At 70.2% G+C, this 13452-nt stretch carries 12 protein-coding genes and 1 pseudogene; 5 read left to right on the top strand and 8 right to left on the bottom strand.

From position 1 onward, the window contains the following. Together AC1DZ6_RS06690 and AC1DZ6_RS06685 are read left to right on the top strand one after the other, a co-directional pair. Positions 1–746 (top strand): DUF6596 domain-containing protein (locus tag AC1DZ6_RS06690; RefSeq protein WP_477096417.1); only part of this gene is annotated, 746 nt, incomplete at its 5' end. Between the two features lie 65 nt (positions 747–811). Further along, positions 812–2638: a feruloyl-CoA synthase gene (locus tag AC1DZ6_RS06685; RefSeq protein ID WP_477096416.1), complete on the top strand. Its 1827-nt coding sequence runs from the start codon at positions 812–814 to the stop codon at positions 2636–2638. A 47-nt stretch (positions 2639–2685) separates the two neighbouring features. Here AC1DZ6_RS06685 and AC1DZ6_RS06680 read toward each other — a convergent pair whose 3' ends face one another. Continuing rightward, a complete protein-coding gene (locus AC1DZ6_RS06680) occupies positions 2686–3381 on the bottom strand; it encodes a lysoplasmalogenase (RefSeq protein ID WP_477096415.1) in 696 nt (231 codons plus the stop codon). 197 nt (positions 3382–3578) lie between these two features. Here AC1DZ6_RS06680 and AC1DZ6_RS06675 point away from each other — a divergent pair, with 197 nt between their 5' ends. Next, entirely contained in the window at positions 3579–5120 is a 1542-nt protein-coding gene (locus tag AC1DZ6_RS06675) for an acetolactate synthase large subunit (RefSeq protein ID WP_477096414.1), read from the top strand. Positions 5121–5283: 163 nt separating this feature from the next. Here the strand turns inward: AC1DZ6_RS06675 and AC1DZ6_RS06670 are convergent, their stop codons facing one another. From AC1DZ6_RS06670 to AC1DZ6_RS06660, 3 genes are all read right to left on the bottom strand, one after another. Continuing rightward, positions 5284–6630, bottom strand: a complete 1347-nt coding sequence (locus AC1DZ6_RS06670) for a sensor histidine kinase (RefSeq protein WP_477096413.1) — start codon at positions 6628–6630, stop codon at positions 5284–5286. A 238-nt stretch (positions 6631–6868) separates the two neighbouring features. After that, a complete protein-coding gene (locus AC1DZ6_RS06665; RefSeq protein WP_477096412.1) occupies positions 6869–7570 on the bottom strand; it encodes a response regulator in 702 nt (233 codons plus the stop codon). Then, positions 7567–8100 carry a MarR family winged helix-turn-helix transcriptional regulator gene (locus AC1DZ6_RS06660; RefSeq protein WP_477096411.1) on the bottom strand — a complete coding sequence of 178 codons (534 nt, stop codon included), beginning with the start codon at positions 8098–8100 and terminating at the stop codon, positions 7567–7569. The genes AC1DZ6_RS06665 and AC1DZ6_RS06660 overlap by 4 nt, the downstream gene beginning before the upstream one ends. Positions 8101–8180: 80 nt before the next feature. On the opposite strand from AC1DZ6_RS06660, the gene AC1DZ6_RS06655 reads away from it, so the two are divergent. Both AC1DZ6_RS06655 and flgE read left to right on the top strand, forming a co-directional pair. Further along, on the top strand, positions 8181–9068 hold the full coding sequence (locus AC1DZ6_RS06655) for a branched-chain amino acid aminotransferase (protein WP_477096410.1): 888 nt from the start codon (positions 8181–8183) through the stop codon (positions 9066–9068). Positions 9069–9338: 270 nt separating this feature from the next. Beyond that, positions 9339–11021, top strand: a complete 1683-nt coding sequence (flgE, locus tag AC1DZ6_RS06650) for a flagellar hook protein FlgE (RefSeq protein ID WP_477096409.1) — start codon at positions 9339–9341, stop codon at positions 11019–11021. A gap of 192 nt (positions 11022–11213) precedes the next feature. On the opposite strand, the gene AC1DZ6_RS06645 is transcribed toward flgE, so the two are convergent. From AC1DZ6_RS06645 to AC1DZ6_RS06630, 4 genes and pseudogenes are all read right to left on the bottom strand, one after another. After that, the gene (locus AC1DZ6_RS06645; RefSeq protein ID WP_477096408.1) at positions 11214–12179 is read right to left on the bottom strand and encodes a tetratricopeptide repeat protein; all 966 of its coding nucleotides are present in this window, start codon (positions 12177–12179) and stop codon (positions 11214–11216) included. Positions 12180–12345: 166 nt separating this feature from the next. Beyond that, entirely contained in the window at positions 12346–12753 is a 408-nt protein-coding gene (locus AC1DZ6_RS06640) for a DUF4870 family protein (protein WP_477096407.1), read from the bottom strand. Beyond that, positions 12753–13130 (bottom strand): DUF4870 family protein, encoded by a 378-nt coding sequence (locus AC1DZ6_RS06635; RefSeq protein ID WP_477096406.1) that lies wholly within the window; start codon positions 13128–13130, stop codon positions 12753–12755. The genes AC1DZ6_RS06640 and AC1DZ6_RS06635 overlap by 1 nt, the downstream gene beginning before the upstream one ends. 92 nt (positions 13131–13222) lie before the next feature. Beyond that, positions 13223–13452, bottom strand: a pseudogene (locus AC1DZ6_RS06630) (hypothetical protein); the annotation flags it as partial.

Here is a 13452-nt window from a genome sequence, read left to right as displayed (position 1 = left end):
AGGCCGGCATCCCGTTCGAGGTGCCCGGTCCCGAGGCCTGGCCCGAGCGGATCGGGGCGGTGCTGTCGACCCTGGAGATCGCCTACGCCAAGGCCCATGAGGACGCCGCCGGGGCGGGCCAGCACRCCGGCTACGCCCAGGAGATGCTGGACCTGACCGCCGTGCTGGCTGACCTGCTGCCCGACGAGCCCGAGTGCCTGGCCTTCGCCGCCCTGGTTCGCTACGCCGAGGCCCGCCGCCCGGCCCGGATGGACGACAGCGGGGCGATGACGCCGCTGTCCGAGCAGGATCCCGCCCTGTGGCGACGGCCGCTGATCGTCCAGGCCGAGGCCCTGCTGCACGCCGCCGCCCGCCGCCGCCGGCCCGGTCCCCGCCAGTTGCAGGCGGCCATCCACGCGGCCTGGTGTTCGCGCACGGGCCTGGACGAGCCGCCGCCCTGGCCCACGGTGCTGACTCTCTACGACGCCCTGCTGACCTGGCGCGACGACGCGGTGGTGCGGTTGAACCGCGCCGTGGCGGTGGCCGAGGTCTCGGGTCCCGCCCTGGCCCTGGCCGAGGTGGATTGGCTGGACTCCGTCGCCTTCCGCGACTTTGGCCCGTACCACGCGGTGCGCGCCGACCTGCTGGCCCGGCTGGGCCGTGGGGGCGAGGCGCTGGCGGCCTATGACCAGGCCCTGGCCCTGGATCCGGCCCCGGCCGAGCGTCTGTGGCTGGAGCGGCGGCGAGGGCAGGCGGCGGCGCGCTGAAGCGAGACCGTGGGTCAACGAACCGCCCATTGCCACCCGCGTCACTACGGTTAACACTTCGACTCATGGATGGGACGTCAGAGACCCACGCGCCGTTCCGCGACGCCCGCTACGCGCCTCGGGCGCTGGACGTCGAACGACGCGGCGACATCCTGATCCTGCGCAATCCCACGCCCTATTCCCGCACCGTCCAGACCGTGACCGGACCGCTGGTCCGCTGGGCCTCGCAGACCCCGCACCGCGTGTGGCTGGCCGAGCGGCCAAGCGCCGGCGCCGAGGGGTGGCGGACCGTGACCTACGGCCAGGCGGCCGACCAGGTCGCTCGCCTGGCCGGCGGGCTGGCGGGGCTTGGTCTAGGGAATGGGGGGAAGTCACGCGGCAAGCCGCTGCTGATCCTGGCCCGCAACGGCGTCGACCACGCCCTGATCGGCTACGCCGCCATGAGCCTGGGCGCGCCGATCGCGCCGGTCTCGCCACAGTACGGCCTGAAGGGCGCGGACCTGTCCCGCCTGGCCTCCGCGGTCGAGCAACTGAAGCCCGCGGCGGTCTATGTCGACGACGCCGAGGCCTTCGCCGACGCCCTCAACGCCCCGTTCCTGGCTGGCCTGCCGGTGGTGGCCAGCCGCAACGCCCGCGACGGCGACGGCGACGTCACGTTCGAGGTCCTGCTGGCTTCGGAGCCCCAGCCGCCGGTCTGCAAGCCCGACGACACCGCCAAGCTGCTGCTGACCTCGGGCTCGACGGGCCGGCCCAAGGCGGTGATCTGCACCCACGCCAACATCGCCCTGAACGCCGCCCAGATCGCCGCCTGCTACGAGGATCCCGAGCCGCCAGTGCTGGTCAATTCCGCGCCCTGGAGCCACAGCCTGGGCGCCAACGCCATCCTGCACATGGTGCTGCACCGGGGCGGGACCTTGTACATTGACGCCGGCCAGCCGCTGGCCGGCAGGTTCGACGAGACGGTGCGCAACCTGCGCGAAGTGGCGACCAGCTACCACAACATGGTCCCGGCCGGCTGGGGCCTGCTGGTCGGCGAGCTGGAGCGCGACGCGGCTCTGGCGGCCCGGTTCTTCGAGAAGGTGCGGGTGCTGCAATATGGCGGCGCGTCGATGGCCCAGTCGATCCTCGACCGGGTCCAGGCCGTGGCCCTGCGCACGATCGGCTGCCGGGTGACCTTCGCGGCCGGCTACGGCGCCACCGAGACCGGCCCGACGGCCTGCAACATCCACTGGCTAAACGCGCGCTCGGGCATGGTCGGCCTGCCCACGCCCGGCACGGCGGTCAAGCTGGTCCCGGCTCCGGACGGGCCGCCGGACAAGTTCGAGATCCGCGTGAAGGGCCCCCAGGTCTCGCCCGGTTATCTGGACATGCCCGAGGCCTCGGCGGCGGCGTTCGACGAGGACGGCTTCTACCGCCTGGGCGACGCGGCCAAGCTGGCCGACCGGCTGGACCCCTCGGCCGGCTTGGTGTTCGACGGGCGGCTGGTCGAGAACTTCAAGCTGGCCAACGGCACGTTCGTGGTGGCCGGCGCGCTGCGGGTGGCGGCGGTCTCGGCGATCGCCGGGGCGGTGTCGGACGCGGTGGTCTGCGGCGAGGGCCAGCAAGGCGTGGGGCTGATGCTGTTCCTCGATCCCAAGGCCTGCTTGCGGATCGGCGAGCCCGAGGCGGTGCGCGCGGCGATCCGCGCCGGGCTGGAACGGTTGAACGGCCTGGCCAAGGGCGGGGGCAAGGTGGTCCGGGCGCTGGTGCTGGACGGTCCGCCGGACGCGGCGTCCGGCGAGTTGACCGACAAGGGCTACATCAACCAGGCCCTGGCGCGGGAACGTCGGCCGGGGGAGCTGGAACGGCTGTTCGCCGAGGAGCCGGACGACGGGGTGATGGTGTTCGGTTAGCGCCGGCGCGCGCAGGTGGGGACACACACTCACGCTACGACYCTTGGTCAAATTGCCGAGGCCTTGCCGTGAGTGCGTGTCCCCGTCTCCGCCCCCGGCCGCGAAAGTGAGCTCACCACCCCCAAGCAGATCAGCAACTGCCCGAAATAATACAGCCCCCACACGCCCAACCCGACGGCGAAGCTGTCTGGCAGCGGTCCGGCTCGACCGAAGATCAGCAGGTCGGAGACCACGAACATCAGCGCCCCGATCCCGACCCGATAGCGCGGGAATCGGCTGATCCAGGCGGTCGCCGCCATCAGGGCCAAGCCCAGGCTGTAGAGGGTCACGCCGGGCGCCCCCGCGCGATCGGCGGGCAGCAGGAAGGCCACGATCACAACTGCCGGGACCAGCGCGACTGCCAAGGCGATCTGGCTGCGAGTCGGGCTCGGCCGCYGATGGCGCAGGTAGAGGACGATGGCGACCAGGTGTCCGGCCAGGAAGGCCAGCGCTCCGACCGTCAGCCCGGCCGCGCCCAGCAGCACGTCACCGAGCGCGCCGAMCGCCATCACCGCGACCAGCAGCCAGCCGTCCAGCGTCCGGGCGTTCAGGGCGGCGTAGACCGCCAGAAGTCCGACGCCCAACCCCTTCCAGGTCAGATCGGCGGCCTGCGGCAGGCCTCGATCCCAGGCCGCCACATAGCTGACCCCGGCGATGATCGAGGCGATCAGCACGGCTTTCGCGAGCGTGGTTTTGATGGACATGTTGTTTCCCCCGCGGCCGGTCCGCTCTTCGGCGACGCTTCGACGCCGCCAGACTGCGACAGGCGCCGCCGCCCGCGCAACCTTCCCAACCGTCATCCTCGGACTTGTTCCGAGGATGACGGGGGGTGTTGGGAACAACCATCGTTGGCGCTGGCGGCGAAATGTCGGAAGCTGCTCCGAACGGTACGGAGAAGACCATGAACGGCGCCGACGCCCTGATCACCACCCTGGCCGACAACGGCGTCACCGCCTGTTTCGCCAATCCCGGCACCAGCGAGATGCAGTTCGTCGCGGCCCTGGACCGCGAGCCGCGCATGCGCAGCGTGCTGTGCCTGTTCGAGGGCGTGGCGACCGGGGCGGCCGACGGCTACGGGCGGATGACGGGCGCGCCGGCCTGCACCCTGCTGCACCTGGGCCCCGGCTACGCCAACGGCGCGGCCAACCTGCACAACGCCCGCCGCGCCTTCACCCCCACGGTCAACGTGATCGGCGACCACGCCACGGATCACCGAAAGTATGACGCGCCGCTCAACTCGGACATCGCCGCCCTGGCCGCCCCCAACGCCGTCTGGGTCAAGTCGGCCGACAGCGCCGACGCGGTCGGACCCCTGGCCGCCGAAGCGGTGGCCGCCAGCTTCGGCGCGCCGGGCGGCACCGCCTGCCTGATCCTGCCCGCCGACAGCGCCTGGAACGAGACCGACACCGCAGGTCCGGTGATCGAGCGGCCCCGCTTTCGCGCCCCCGACCCGGCCGCCGTCGCCGCCGTCGCCAAGGCCCTGAAGGCCGCCGCCAAACCCGTCCTGCTGCTAGGCTCGGGCGCGTGCGGCGAGGCCGCCGTCGCCGCCGCCGGCCGGATCGCCGCCACCGGCGTGCGGGTGCTGACCGACACCTTCACCGCCCGCCAGGCGCGCGGCGAGGGCCGCTTCCGACCCGACAAGCTGCCCTATTTCGGCGAGCAGGCCCTGAAGGATCTCGACGGCGTCGACCTGATGGTGCTGGTCGCCACCACCGAGCCGGTGGCCTTCTTCGCCTATCCCGACCGGCCCAGCCTGCTGGTCCCCGACGGCTGCGCGACCCTGACCCTGAGCGACCGGGGAACCGACGCGGCGGCCGCGCTCAACGCCTTGGCCGAGGTGCTGGGCGCGCCGGCGACCGGCGCCATCGAGCCCTACGCCAAGCCGCCGGCCCCGGCCGGCAAGCTGGACGCCTGGGCCATGGGCGCGGCGATCGCCCGTCACATGCCGGCGGGCGGCATCATCTCGGACGACGCGGTGACCGCCGGCCTGCCGATCTTCACCCAGACCCGCAACGCCCGGGGCCATGACTGGCTGTCCCTGACCGGCGGGGCGATCGGCCAGGGCATCCCCCTGGCGATCGGCGCGGCCGTGGCCTGCCCCGACCGCAAAGTGCTGAGCCTGAACGGCGACGGGGCGGGGATGTACACGGTGCAGGGCCTGTGGACGATCGCCCGCGAGCGGCTGGACGTGACCGTGGTGGTGTTCGCCAACCACGCCTACCGCATCCTGGGCATCGAGATGGTCCGCACCGGCGGCGGCGACCCGGGCCCGGCGGCGTCGCGGCTGCTGGATCTGAGCGATCCGCGCATCGATTGGGTGTCGGTGGCCGGAGGGCTGGGCGTGCCGGCGGAGCGGGTCGAGACGGCGGAGGCGTTCGACGCGGCGATGAGCCGGGCGATGAAGGAACCGGGGCCGCGGTTTATCGAAGCGGCGATGCGGTAGGAGCGCGGTAGGACGCCCCCTCCGTCACGCCGCTTCGCGACGCGCCACCTCCCCCGTTTCACGGGTGAGGAGAAGGGCGGCGCGGTGTCCTCCTCACCCGCATCGCGGGGGAGGTGGCGCGATGCGAATACGCATCGTGACGGAGGGGGCGTCCTGCGGCCGACTACCCGGGCAGTCTCAACACCGCCCGCAGCCCCCCCATCGGCGACTTCTGCAGGGTCAACTCCCCGCCCAGCCCCCGCGCCATGTCCCGCGCGATCGCCAGGCCCAGGCCCACACCCTTCTCGTTCTGGTTCCGCGACTCGTCGAGCCGGTTGAACGGGCGGAAGGCCTCCTCATGGCGGTCCTCGGGGATGCCGGGGCCGTCGTCGTCGACGAAGATCCACACCCCGCCGGTCGGGGCGGCGGTGGACGAGACCCGCACGGTTTCGCCGTGGGCGGCGGCGTTGTCGATCAGGTTGGCCAGGGCCCGCTTGAAGGCCTGGGGCCGCAGGATGGCCGTCAGGTCGTCGCCGATCGACAGCTCGACCTTGGCGCCCGCCCGCTGCGCGCCCTCGCAGACGCCCTCGATCAGCGGTCGCAGCATGACCTGGCGGGCCTCCTCGCCGCCCTCGCCGCGCGCGAAGGCCAGGTACTCGTCGATCATGTGCTCCATTTCGGAGAGGTCGCGGGCCATGGCCTCCAGCCGCGGGCTGGGTTCGGCCAGGGCGATCTCCAGCTTGAGCCGGGTCAGGGGCGTACGCAGGTCGTGGCTGACGCTGGCCAGCAGGGCGGTGCGCTGCTCGATATGCCGCTGGATGCGGGCCTTCATGGCCAGGAAGGCCGCCGCCGCCATCCGCACCTCGCGCGCGCCGTGCGGCTTGAAGGCGGCCTGGTCGATGCCGCGCCCGAAGGCGTCGGCCGCGTCGGCCAGGCGTTCGATGGCCCGCACCTGGTTGCGGATGAACAGGATCGCCACCGCCGTCAGCAGCAGGGTCGCCACCACCATCCACAGGATGAAGATGTGGCCCTGGGTGGCGAAGGCCCGGTCGCGCGGGGCGATGATCCGCAGCACGCCTTCTTTCACCTGCACGCGGATGTCGACGTGGCCCGGATAGCGGGTGGTGTCGAACCAGAACGGATCGTCCAGCCGGTCGTCCAGGGCGGTGCGCAGCGAGCGGTCCAGCGAGGCGAACAGCGACGGCCGCTGGCCGGTCGGCAGCTTGCGGCCCTTCTGCAGGGCGATCGACAGCGACATCGACTCCTCGGCCCGCTCGGCCATCTGGTCCAGGGCCTTGGGCGAGGGATCGTCCTTGTAGGTCTCGACCGCCCAGGCCACGTCGCCCGCCAGGCCCTCGGACAGGCGGCTGGTGACGGTCTCCCAGTGGGCGTCGAAGAACGCCCAGGTGACGGCGATCTGCATCACCGCGACGGGCAGGACGATGATCAGCAGCGAGCGGCCGAACAGCGAGGTCGGCAGCCACCGCTTGATCTGGCGGGGGATGTAGAGCCGGGCGCGGAGGCGGAACATCAGCTAGGTCCTCCCCCCGTTTCCTGCCCTACCTTATCGCCCGTCATCCTCGGACTTGTTCCGAGGACCCCTGCCTCAACCGCGCTGCCCGTCGACCAGGGAAGCGGCGAGGTCGGCGGCCTCTCCCCAAACGACACCTCGGGGGCGCGAGGGGGCCTCGGAACAAGTCCGAGGATGACGGCTGAAAGGTGGGGGCTCCGTTCTGCAAGATCGGAGGGGCCTGAAACACGCGCCATCATCAATCCGGCGCCAGCCGGTAACCGATCCCGCGCACCGTCTGCAGGTACCTCGGGTTCTTCGGGTCAGGCTCGATCTTGCGGCGCAGGCGGGTGACCTGGACGTCGACGGCGCGGCCGGTGGCGTCGACGGTGTCGCGGGCCAGCTCCAGGCGGTCGACCGGTTCGTGGGCGACCTTGGCCAGGCGGCGCAGCAGGGCGACCTCGGCCTCGGTCAGGCGGATCGGTTCGCCGTCGCGGGTCAGCTCGCCGCGCTCGGGCTCGAAGGCGCAGATCCCCAGGCTCAGCGTGCGCGGGCCCGAGGGCCTGGGCGCGGCGCGGCGCAGGATCGACTCGATGCGCAGCAGCAGCTCACGCGGCTCGAACGGCTTGGCCAGATAGTCGTCGGCGCCGTGGGTCAGGCCCTCGATCCGGTCGTTGGTCTGGTCGCGGGCGGTCAGCATCAGGATCGGCGTCTTGCCGGCCTCGCCGCCCCGGGCCCGCAGGCGCCGGGTGAACGAAAAGCCGTCCTCGCCCGGCATCATCACGTCCAGCACCAGCAGGTCGAAGTCCATCGACCCGGTCAGCCGGTCGGCGTGGGCGGCGTCGGCCGCGGCGCTGACCCTAAAGCCGGCGCGGGTCAGGAATTCCTTGAGCAGGGTGCGGATGCGGTCGTCGTCGTCGACGACCAGCAGGTGACGGTCCGCGCGTTCTTCTGGAGTCATAGCCCGTCCCGACGATTGAGGCCGACACCTTGGCGCGGTCCGGCCAGGGCCGCCAGGATTCGCCGCGCGCCGGCCACCCCGTCCAGGCCGCCGGTGCGGTAGGCGCGGCCCAGCAGGGTGCGCAGCCGCTCGGCCACCCGGTACTCGAAGGCGATGCCCTCGGGGGTCAGCTCGGCCGGCCGCCGGCGGGCGTCCAGGTCGCCGGCCGCCTTCTGGGCCAGGTTCAGCCGCTGCAGGTCCGACAGGGTCTTGCTGGCCGCCTGCTTGGACAGGCTGGTCAGTTTCGAGAGGTCCTGCACGCCGATCCCGGGCCGGCGGCGCAGCAGGAAGGCGGCGCGCCAGTGCGAGCGGCCCAGGCCCGGACCCTCGCCTTCCAGCGCCGCGTCGACCGCCGCCCACAGGCCCGCCTCGGCCAGCAGCAGCAGCTCCAGCCCGCTGTCCAGCTGCTCCTCGCCGAGGATCAGGCGCGGGTCGGTCGAGCCTCCCCCGATCCCGGCGGGAGATTGTCCCGAGGAAAGCGGCCCGGCCATCAGCTTGCGTCCATTTTGTTTGACCTTCCGCGGCTCGGAGCGTCTAAGAACCGGGTTCCAAATAAGGAGGTCTTGGACCGATGTCTCTCGTTCCCTTCGACGATCGCGATGGTTGGATCTGGCTGGACGGCCAGTTCGTTGCCTGGCGGGACGCGAAGGTGCACGTATTGACCCACGGTCTTCACTACGCCTCGTCGGTGTTCGAGGGCGAGCGGATGTACGGCGGCGAGATCTTCAAGCTGACCGAGCATACCGAGCGCCTGTTCAAATCGGCTGAGATCCTCGATTTCAAGATCCCCTACACGGTGGCCGAGATCGATGAGGCGTGCAAGCAGACCGCGGCCAAGAACGGGTTGAGCGACTGCTATGTGCGTCCGATCGCCTGGCGCGGCAGCGAAATGATCGGCGTTTCGGCGCAGCAGACCAAGATCCATGTGGCCATCGCCGTGTGGGAGTGGCCCAGCTACTTCGACCCGGCGACCAAGGCCAAGGGCATCCGCCTGACCTGGGCCAAGTACGACCGCCCGTCGCCGAACACGATCCCGACCGCCGCCAAGGCCGCCGGGCTCTACATGATCTGCACCATCTCCAAGCACGCCGCGGAGAAGGACGGGTTCGCCGACGCCATGATGGTCGACTATCGCGGCTACATTGCTGAAGCCACCGGCGCCAACGTGTTCTTCGTCAAGGACGGCGTGCTGCACACCCCGACCCCCGACTGCATCCTGAACGGCATCACTCGCCAGACGGTGATCCAGATCGCCAAGCAACGCGGCGTGCAGGTGGTCGAGCGCCACATCGAGAAGTCCGAGCTGGCCGACTTCACCGAGTGCTTCATCGTCGGCACCGCCGCCGAGGTCACCCCGGTGTCGGAGATCGGCGATTTCCGCTTCAYCCCGGGCGCGCTGTCGCTGTCGCTGATGGACGAATATGCGCGTCTGGTGCGGCGGGAGCTGGTGGCGGCGTAAGCGTGGCTYCAGCTTCGTTGAGTTTGAAGATCCCGGAGGGCCCAGGCTCTCCGGGATTTTTTGTGCCAGAAAACACCCTCTCCCCTCCGGGAGAGGGTTCAAGTAGGTCGGAGTGGTCTGGGTGGCAAAAACTGCTCGGCAGAAGATCTCGAAACATAGTAAACGGCATTTATATTAACCATCTATACTCTTAAATACCTGGAACTTCCACTTCTCGCCCAGGATTTGCACCGCGTCCGGCCTCGATAGTCGGACAGGGTTCTTCACGTCATGAGCATCAACAGCGCCATGTTGGCCGGGGTTTCCGGCCTGCTCGCCAATTCCTCGGCCCTGGCCGCGATTTCCGACAACATCGCCAACGTCAACACGGTCGGCTACAAGCGCAGCTCGGCCAACTTCTCGTCGATGGTGACGTCGCAGAGCAAGAACGGCAGCTACAGCGCCGGCGGCGTCGGGGCCAAGACCCACCAGTTCATCAGCCAGCAGGGCCTGAGCCAAGCCACGACCTCGAACCTTGACCTGTCGATCTCCGGCGCCGGCTTCTTCGTGACCACCGAGAGGCCCGAGGGACTCAGCCCCACGGACACCCGCTCGTTCACCCGCGCCGGCTCGTTCCAGCTGGACAATCTGGGCTATCTGCAGAACGACGCGGGCCTCTACCTGCAGGGTTGGCTGGCCGATCCGGTGACCGGCATGATCACCACCGACCCGTCGGACCTTTCGCGGCTGTCCTCGATCAATGTCGCGACGGTCGGCGGCGCCGCCGAGAAGACCACCCGGGCCGGGATCAACGCCAACCTGCGCTCCGAGCAGACGGTGTCGGCCGCCGCCAACGCCAAGGTCGCCAAGACCGCCGTGCCGGAAACCCCCGCCGCGACCCCCGCGGTCGACTACGCCGTCACCTACAGCCCGACCGGAACCGGCAACCAGTATGCGGTGTCGGTCAGCCGGGCGGGAACCGTGGTGTCCACGGGCACGGCCACCTACGATCCCACGACCGGCGCCCTGACCGGCTACATCCCCACCGGCGCCGCCGTTCCGGTCACCACCCTCACCTCGGGCGGCCAGACCGTCGCCCTGACCGACCTGGGCATGACCACCAAGACCGACGCCGTCGCGGCCGGGGCCTACGATCCGGCGACCAACTCGATGTCGGACTACGCCCTGGACCCGACCAAGGGCGTCAAGCCGGACTTCGAGATCCAGCTGCCGGTCTCGGACTCCAAGGGCGGCCAGCGGACGATCACCCTGTCGCTGATCAAGGGGCCCGGCCCCAACGAATGGTACGCCGAACTGCGCGCCAAGCCTGGCGACCTGGACAACAACGCCAACGGCCTGATCAGCTCGGGCAAGATCACTTTCACCAACGACGGTAAGCTGGCCTCGGTCGGCAACCTGTTCGGCGGCGCCAACCCGACCTCGCTCAGCATCGGCGCGTCCGACCCGCTGGCGACCGGCACGGCCCCGCGCTGGGCCGACGGCCTGGGCATCGACAGCCAGGACATCCAGATCGACCTGGCCAATGCGGCCGGCGGCCTGACCCAGTTCAACAGCCAGTCGGTGGTCCAGTCGGTCAACACCAACGGCACGGCGTTCGGCAACCTGACCAATATCGAGGTCGATGATCAGGGCTATGTCTCGGCGATCTTCGACAACGGCGTCACGCGCCGCATCGCCCAGGTGGCCATCGCCACCTTCGCCAATCCGGATGGGCTGAAGGCGGTCAACGGCAACGCCTACCGAGTGACCAACGAAAGCGGCGGCTTCAGCCTGAAGGCGCCGGGCGAGGGCGGCGCGGGGGCCATCGCCCCCTCCACCCTGGAAGCCTCGACGGTGGACCTGTCGATCGAATTCACCGGCCTGATCACGACGCAGCGCGCCTACTCGGCCTGTTCCAAGATCATCACCACGGCGGACGAGATGCTGCAGGAGCTGCTGAGCATCAAGCGGTAGGGGTTGAGTGCTGACACCCTCGACGCCCGTCATCCTCGGACTTGTTCCGAGGACCCCTGTSTCCGCYGCGCTGTCGGTTAGAGGTGAGCCGCGATCGCTCCGCTCCAAGGATCGACCGGCAACTCGACTGAACGAGGGGTCCTGGGAACAAGTCCGAGGATGACGGGCGTGGAGGGTGGTGGTGGGGGTTACCTACCCCGCCACCTTCGCCTCGAGTTCAGCCAACCTGGCCCGGGTCGAGGCCAGGTCCGCGCCGAACCGCGTCGGGTCGGCGGCCGCCAGCCGGGCCGCCACGTCGTAGCTTTCGCGGTACAGGTCCAGGGCCCGCGTGCGGTGCCCTCGGTCCTCGCGCAGGTCGGCCAGGCGCTCCAGCGACACCGACAGGGCGCGCTTGGCGTTGGGATCGGCGGCTTCGCGGCCGCCGTGCGAGCGGCGCAGGGCCAGGGCCTCCTCGAAGGCCGACAGGGCGTCGTTCAGGCGGCCCTCCATCTCAGCCACGTCGCCGACCCCGGACAGGGCGCCGGCCAGCAGATCGGCGCCGGCGAAGTCATCGGGTTTGGCGGCGTGGACGGCGCGGGCGTAGCTGACCGCCTCTTCATAGGCCTCGGCGGCCTCGTCCAGACGGCCCTGGCCGCGCGCGAAGTCACCCAGGTCGCGGCGCGACAGGGCCTTCTCGCGATCGTCGCCGGCCAGGCGCAGCAGGCGGTTCAGGACCTGGGCCGCCGGAGACCAAGCCTCCTGACGGCTCAGCGTGACCAATTGGGCGCGCAGACCCTCGAAGGTTTCGCTTGGCGCGACGACGGTCGGCAAGGCGGCCGCGACGATGGGCGCGGCGAGCGGCGTAGGCTTCGGTTCGGGCGCCTGGACCGGTGTCTCGAGCTCCGGCTCGACGGCCATCACCGGCGTGGCCAGCGGTTCGCCCAGGTCGGTCGGCGTCGGCCTGCGCCGCGCCTTGGGCTTCAGGCGCGGGGTCAGGGCGGCGACGATCAGCACAGCCCCCGTGATCGCCGCCGCCCAGCCCACGAACGGGCGGTGTGGCTCGAAAGGTCCGAGATCGAGGTTCTGAGCCCAGTCCCCCAGGACGCCCAAACCCGCGATGACGTACCCCGATGTCGCCAGAACCACCCCGAGGATGATCCCCACGAGTCGAGCCATCATGTCGCCCCCTCCATGACCGTTCGTAAGGAGCGGGAGGTCAGCGCAGCCCCGCCCCCGCGTCGAGCGGTCTCAACCGTCAGGGGAAGGCCCGGCGCGAAGCGACGTCATAACGGGCGCCGCGCGCGTCCGGCGCCTGGGAAACCGTCATGCCGTTAGGGAAGTGGTCTCAGGCCAGCCAGGACATCGGCCGCGGATAGGCCTCGCCCTTCAGCAGATAGACCAGGCCCATGATGCAGCGGACCGCGAAGAACACGCCCACCGCGCCCATGATCGCGCCGCCGGCGACCAGCATCGGGATGCCGATCAGCAGCACCGCCAGGGCCAGGCCCACCAGGAACAGGGCCAGGCCGATCAGGAACCACCAGATCGACAGCCAGAAGGTGCGGATCGCGAAGGTGTAGTGGCTGGCGTTGATCGGTCCGGCCGTCTCGCGATTGAGGTAGGCGACGATCAGCCCGACCAGGAAGGTCAGGCCGTTCATGAAGCCCAGCAGATACAGGGCGTAGACCACGATCGGCAGGACCTTGTCTTCTTCCTGGACGCGGTCGGTTGCGGCTTGGGCGGCGTCGCTCATCAGATCATCCAGTTGCGGGGCGTGGGGTAGGGCTGAATCTTCAACAGCCAGGAGACGCCGAGGATGCATCGCACCGCGACCCAAACCCAGACGGCGGGCAGGATCACGAAGCCGATCCCCACCGGCGTCAGCACCAGGCCGATCAGGCTGAACAGCAGCGACAGCCAGAAGGTGCGGATCTGGAACTGGTAGTGGCTCCGCAGCCATTCGGGCGCGGCGTCCTTGCTGACATAGGCCAGGATCACACCGACGACGCCGGTCATGCCGGCCGAGATCAGCCCGGCCAGATAGAGGGCGTAGACCACCAGCGGCATGGTCTTGTCGTCCTGCAGCGAGGGCGGGACGGCGGGATCGGAAGCGGGATCGACCTGGGTCATGGAACGATGGTCGCGAAAAACGGTCCGCAACGCAAATGAAGGTGCTGTTAGGTGACGCGTCTTCTCCTCACCCGTGAAACGGGGGAGGAGAGTCAGGCGACCGGCAGCAGGTCGTCCGGCAGCGCGTGCGGATCCAGGCCCTGGCCGCGCCCGATCCACGGCAGGGCCGCCGCCAGCAGGATCAGCAGGAAGGCCATGCGGGCGGCGATCTCGATGGAGATCGCCAGCATGCCGGGGCTGAAGGCGAACAGCAGCATCGCGACTGTGCCGAAGGCGAGGAAGCCCATGACCCAGGTCAGGCCCTCGCGCGCCGCCATCACCC

The organism is Caulobacter sp. P1_B12_2 (genome assembly GCF_056406675.1).
The sequence above is the reverse complement of the archived record's forward strand: the minus strand, read 5'-3'. Positions and strand labels throughout refer to the sequence as shown.

What these genes read in the sequence shown, in the direction of transcription:
- flgE (WP_477096409.1), top strand. Translation starts at nt 9,339, where the DNA reads ATGAGCATCAACAGCGCCATGTTGGCCGGGGTTTCCGGCCTGCTCGCC.
- AC1DZ6_RS06665 (WP_477096412.1), bottom strand. Translation starts at nt 7,570, where the DNA reads ATGACTCCAGAAGAACGCGCGGACCGTCACCTGCTGGTCGTCGACGAC.
- AC1DZ6_RS06660 (WP_477096411.1), bottom strand. Translation starts at nt 8,100, where the DNA reads ATGGCCGGGCCGCTTTCCTCGGGACAATCTCCCGCCGGGATCGGGGGA.
- AC1DZ6_RS06670 (WP_477096413.1), bottom strand. Translation starts at nt 6,630, where the DNA reads ATGTTCCGCCTCCGCGCCCGGCTCTACATCCCCCGCCAGATCAAGCGG.
- AC1DZ6_RS06675 (WP_477096414.1), top strand. Translation starts at nt 3,579, where the DNA reads ATGAACGGCGCCGACGCCCTGATCACCACCCTGGCCGACAACGGCGTC.
- AC1DZ6_RS06640 (WP_477096407.1), bottom strand. Translation starts at nt 12,753, where the DNA reads ATGAGCGACGCCGCCCAAGCCGCAACCGACCGCGTCCAGGAAGAAGAC.
- AC1DZ6_RS06645 (WP_477096408.1), bottom strand. Translation starts at nt 12,179, where the DNA reads ATGATGGCTCGACTCGTGGGGATCATCCTCGGGGTGGTTCTGGCGACA.
- AC1DZ6_RS06685 (WP_477096416.1), top strand. Translation starts at nt 812, where the DNA reads ATGGATGGGACGTCAGAGACCCACGCGCCGTTCCGCGACGCCCGCTAC.
- AC1DZ6_RS06635 (WP_477096406.1), bottom strand. Translation starts at nt 13,130, where the DNA reads ATGACCCAGGTCGATCCCGCTTCCGATCCCGCCGTCCCGCCCTCGCTG.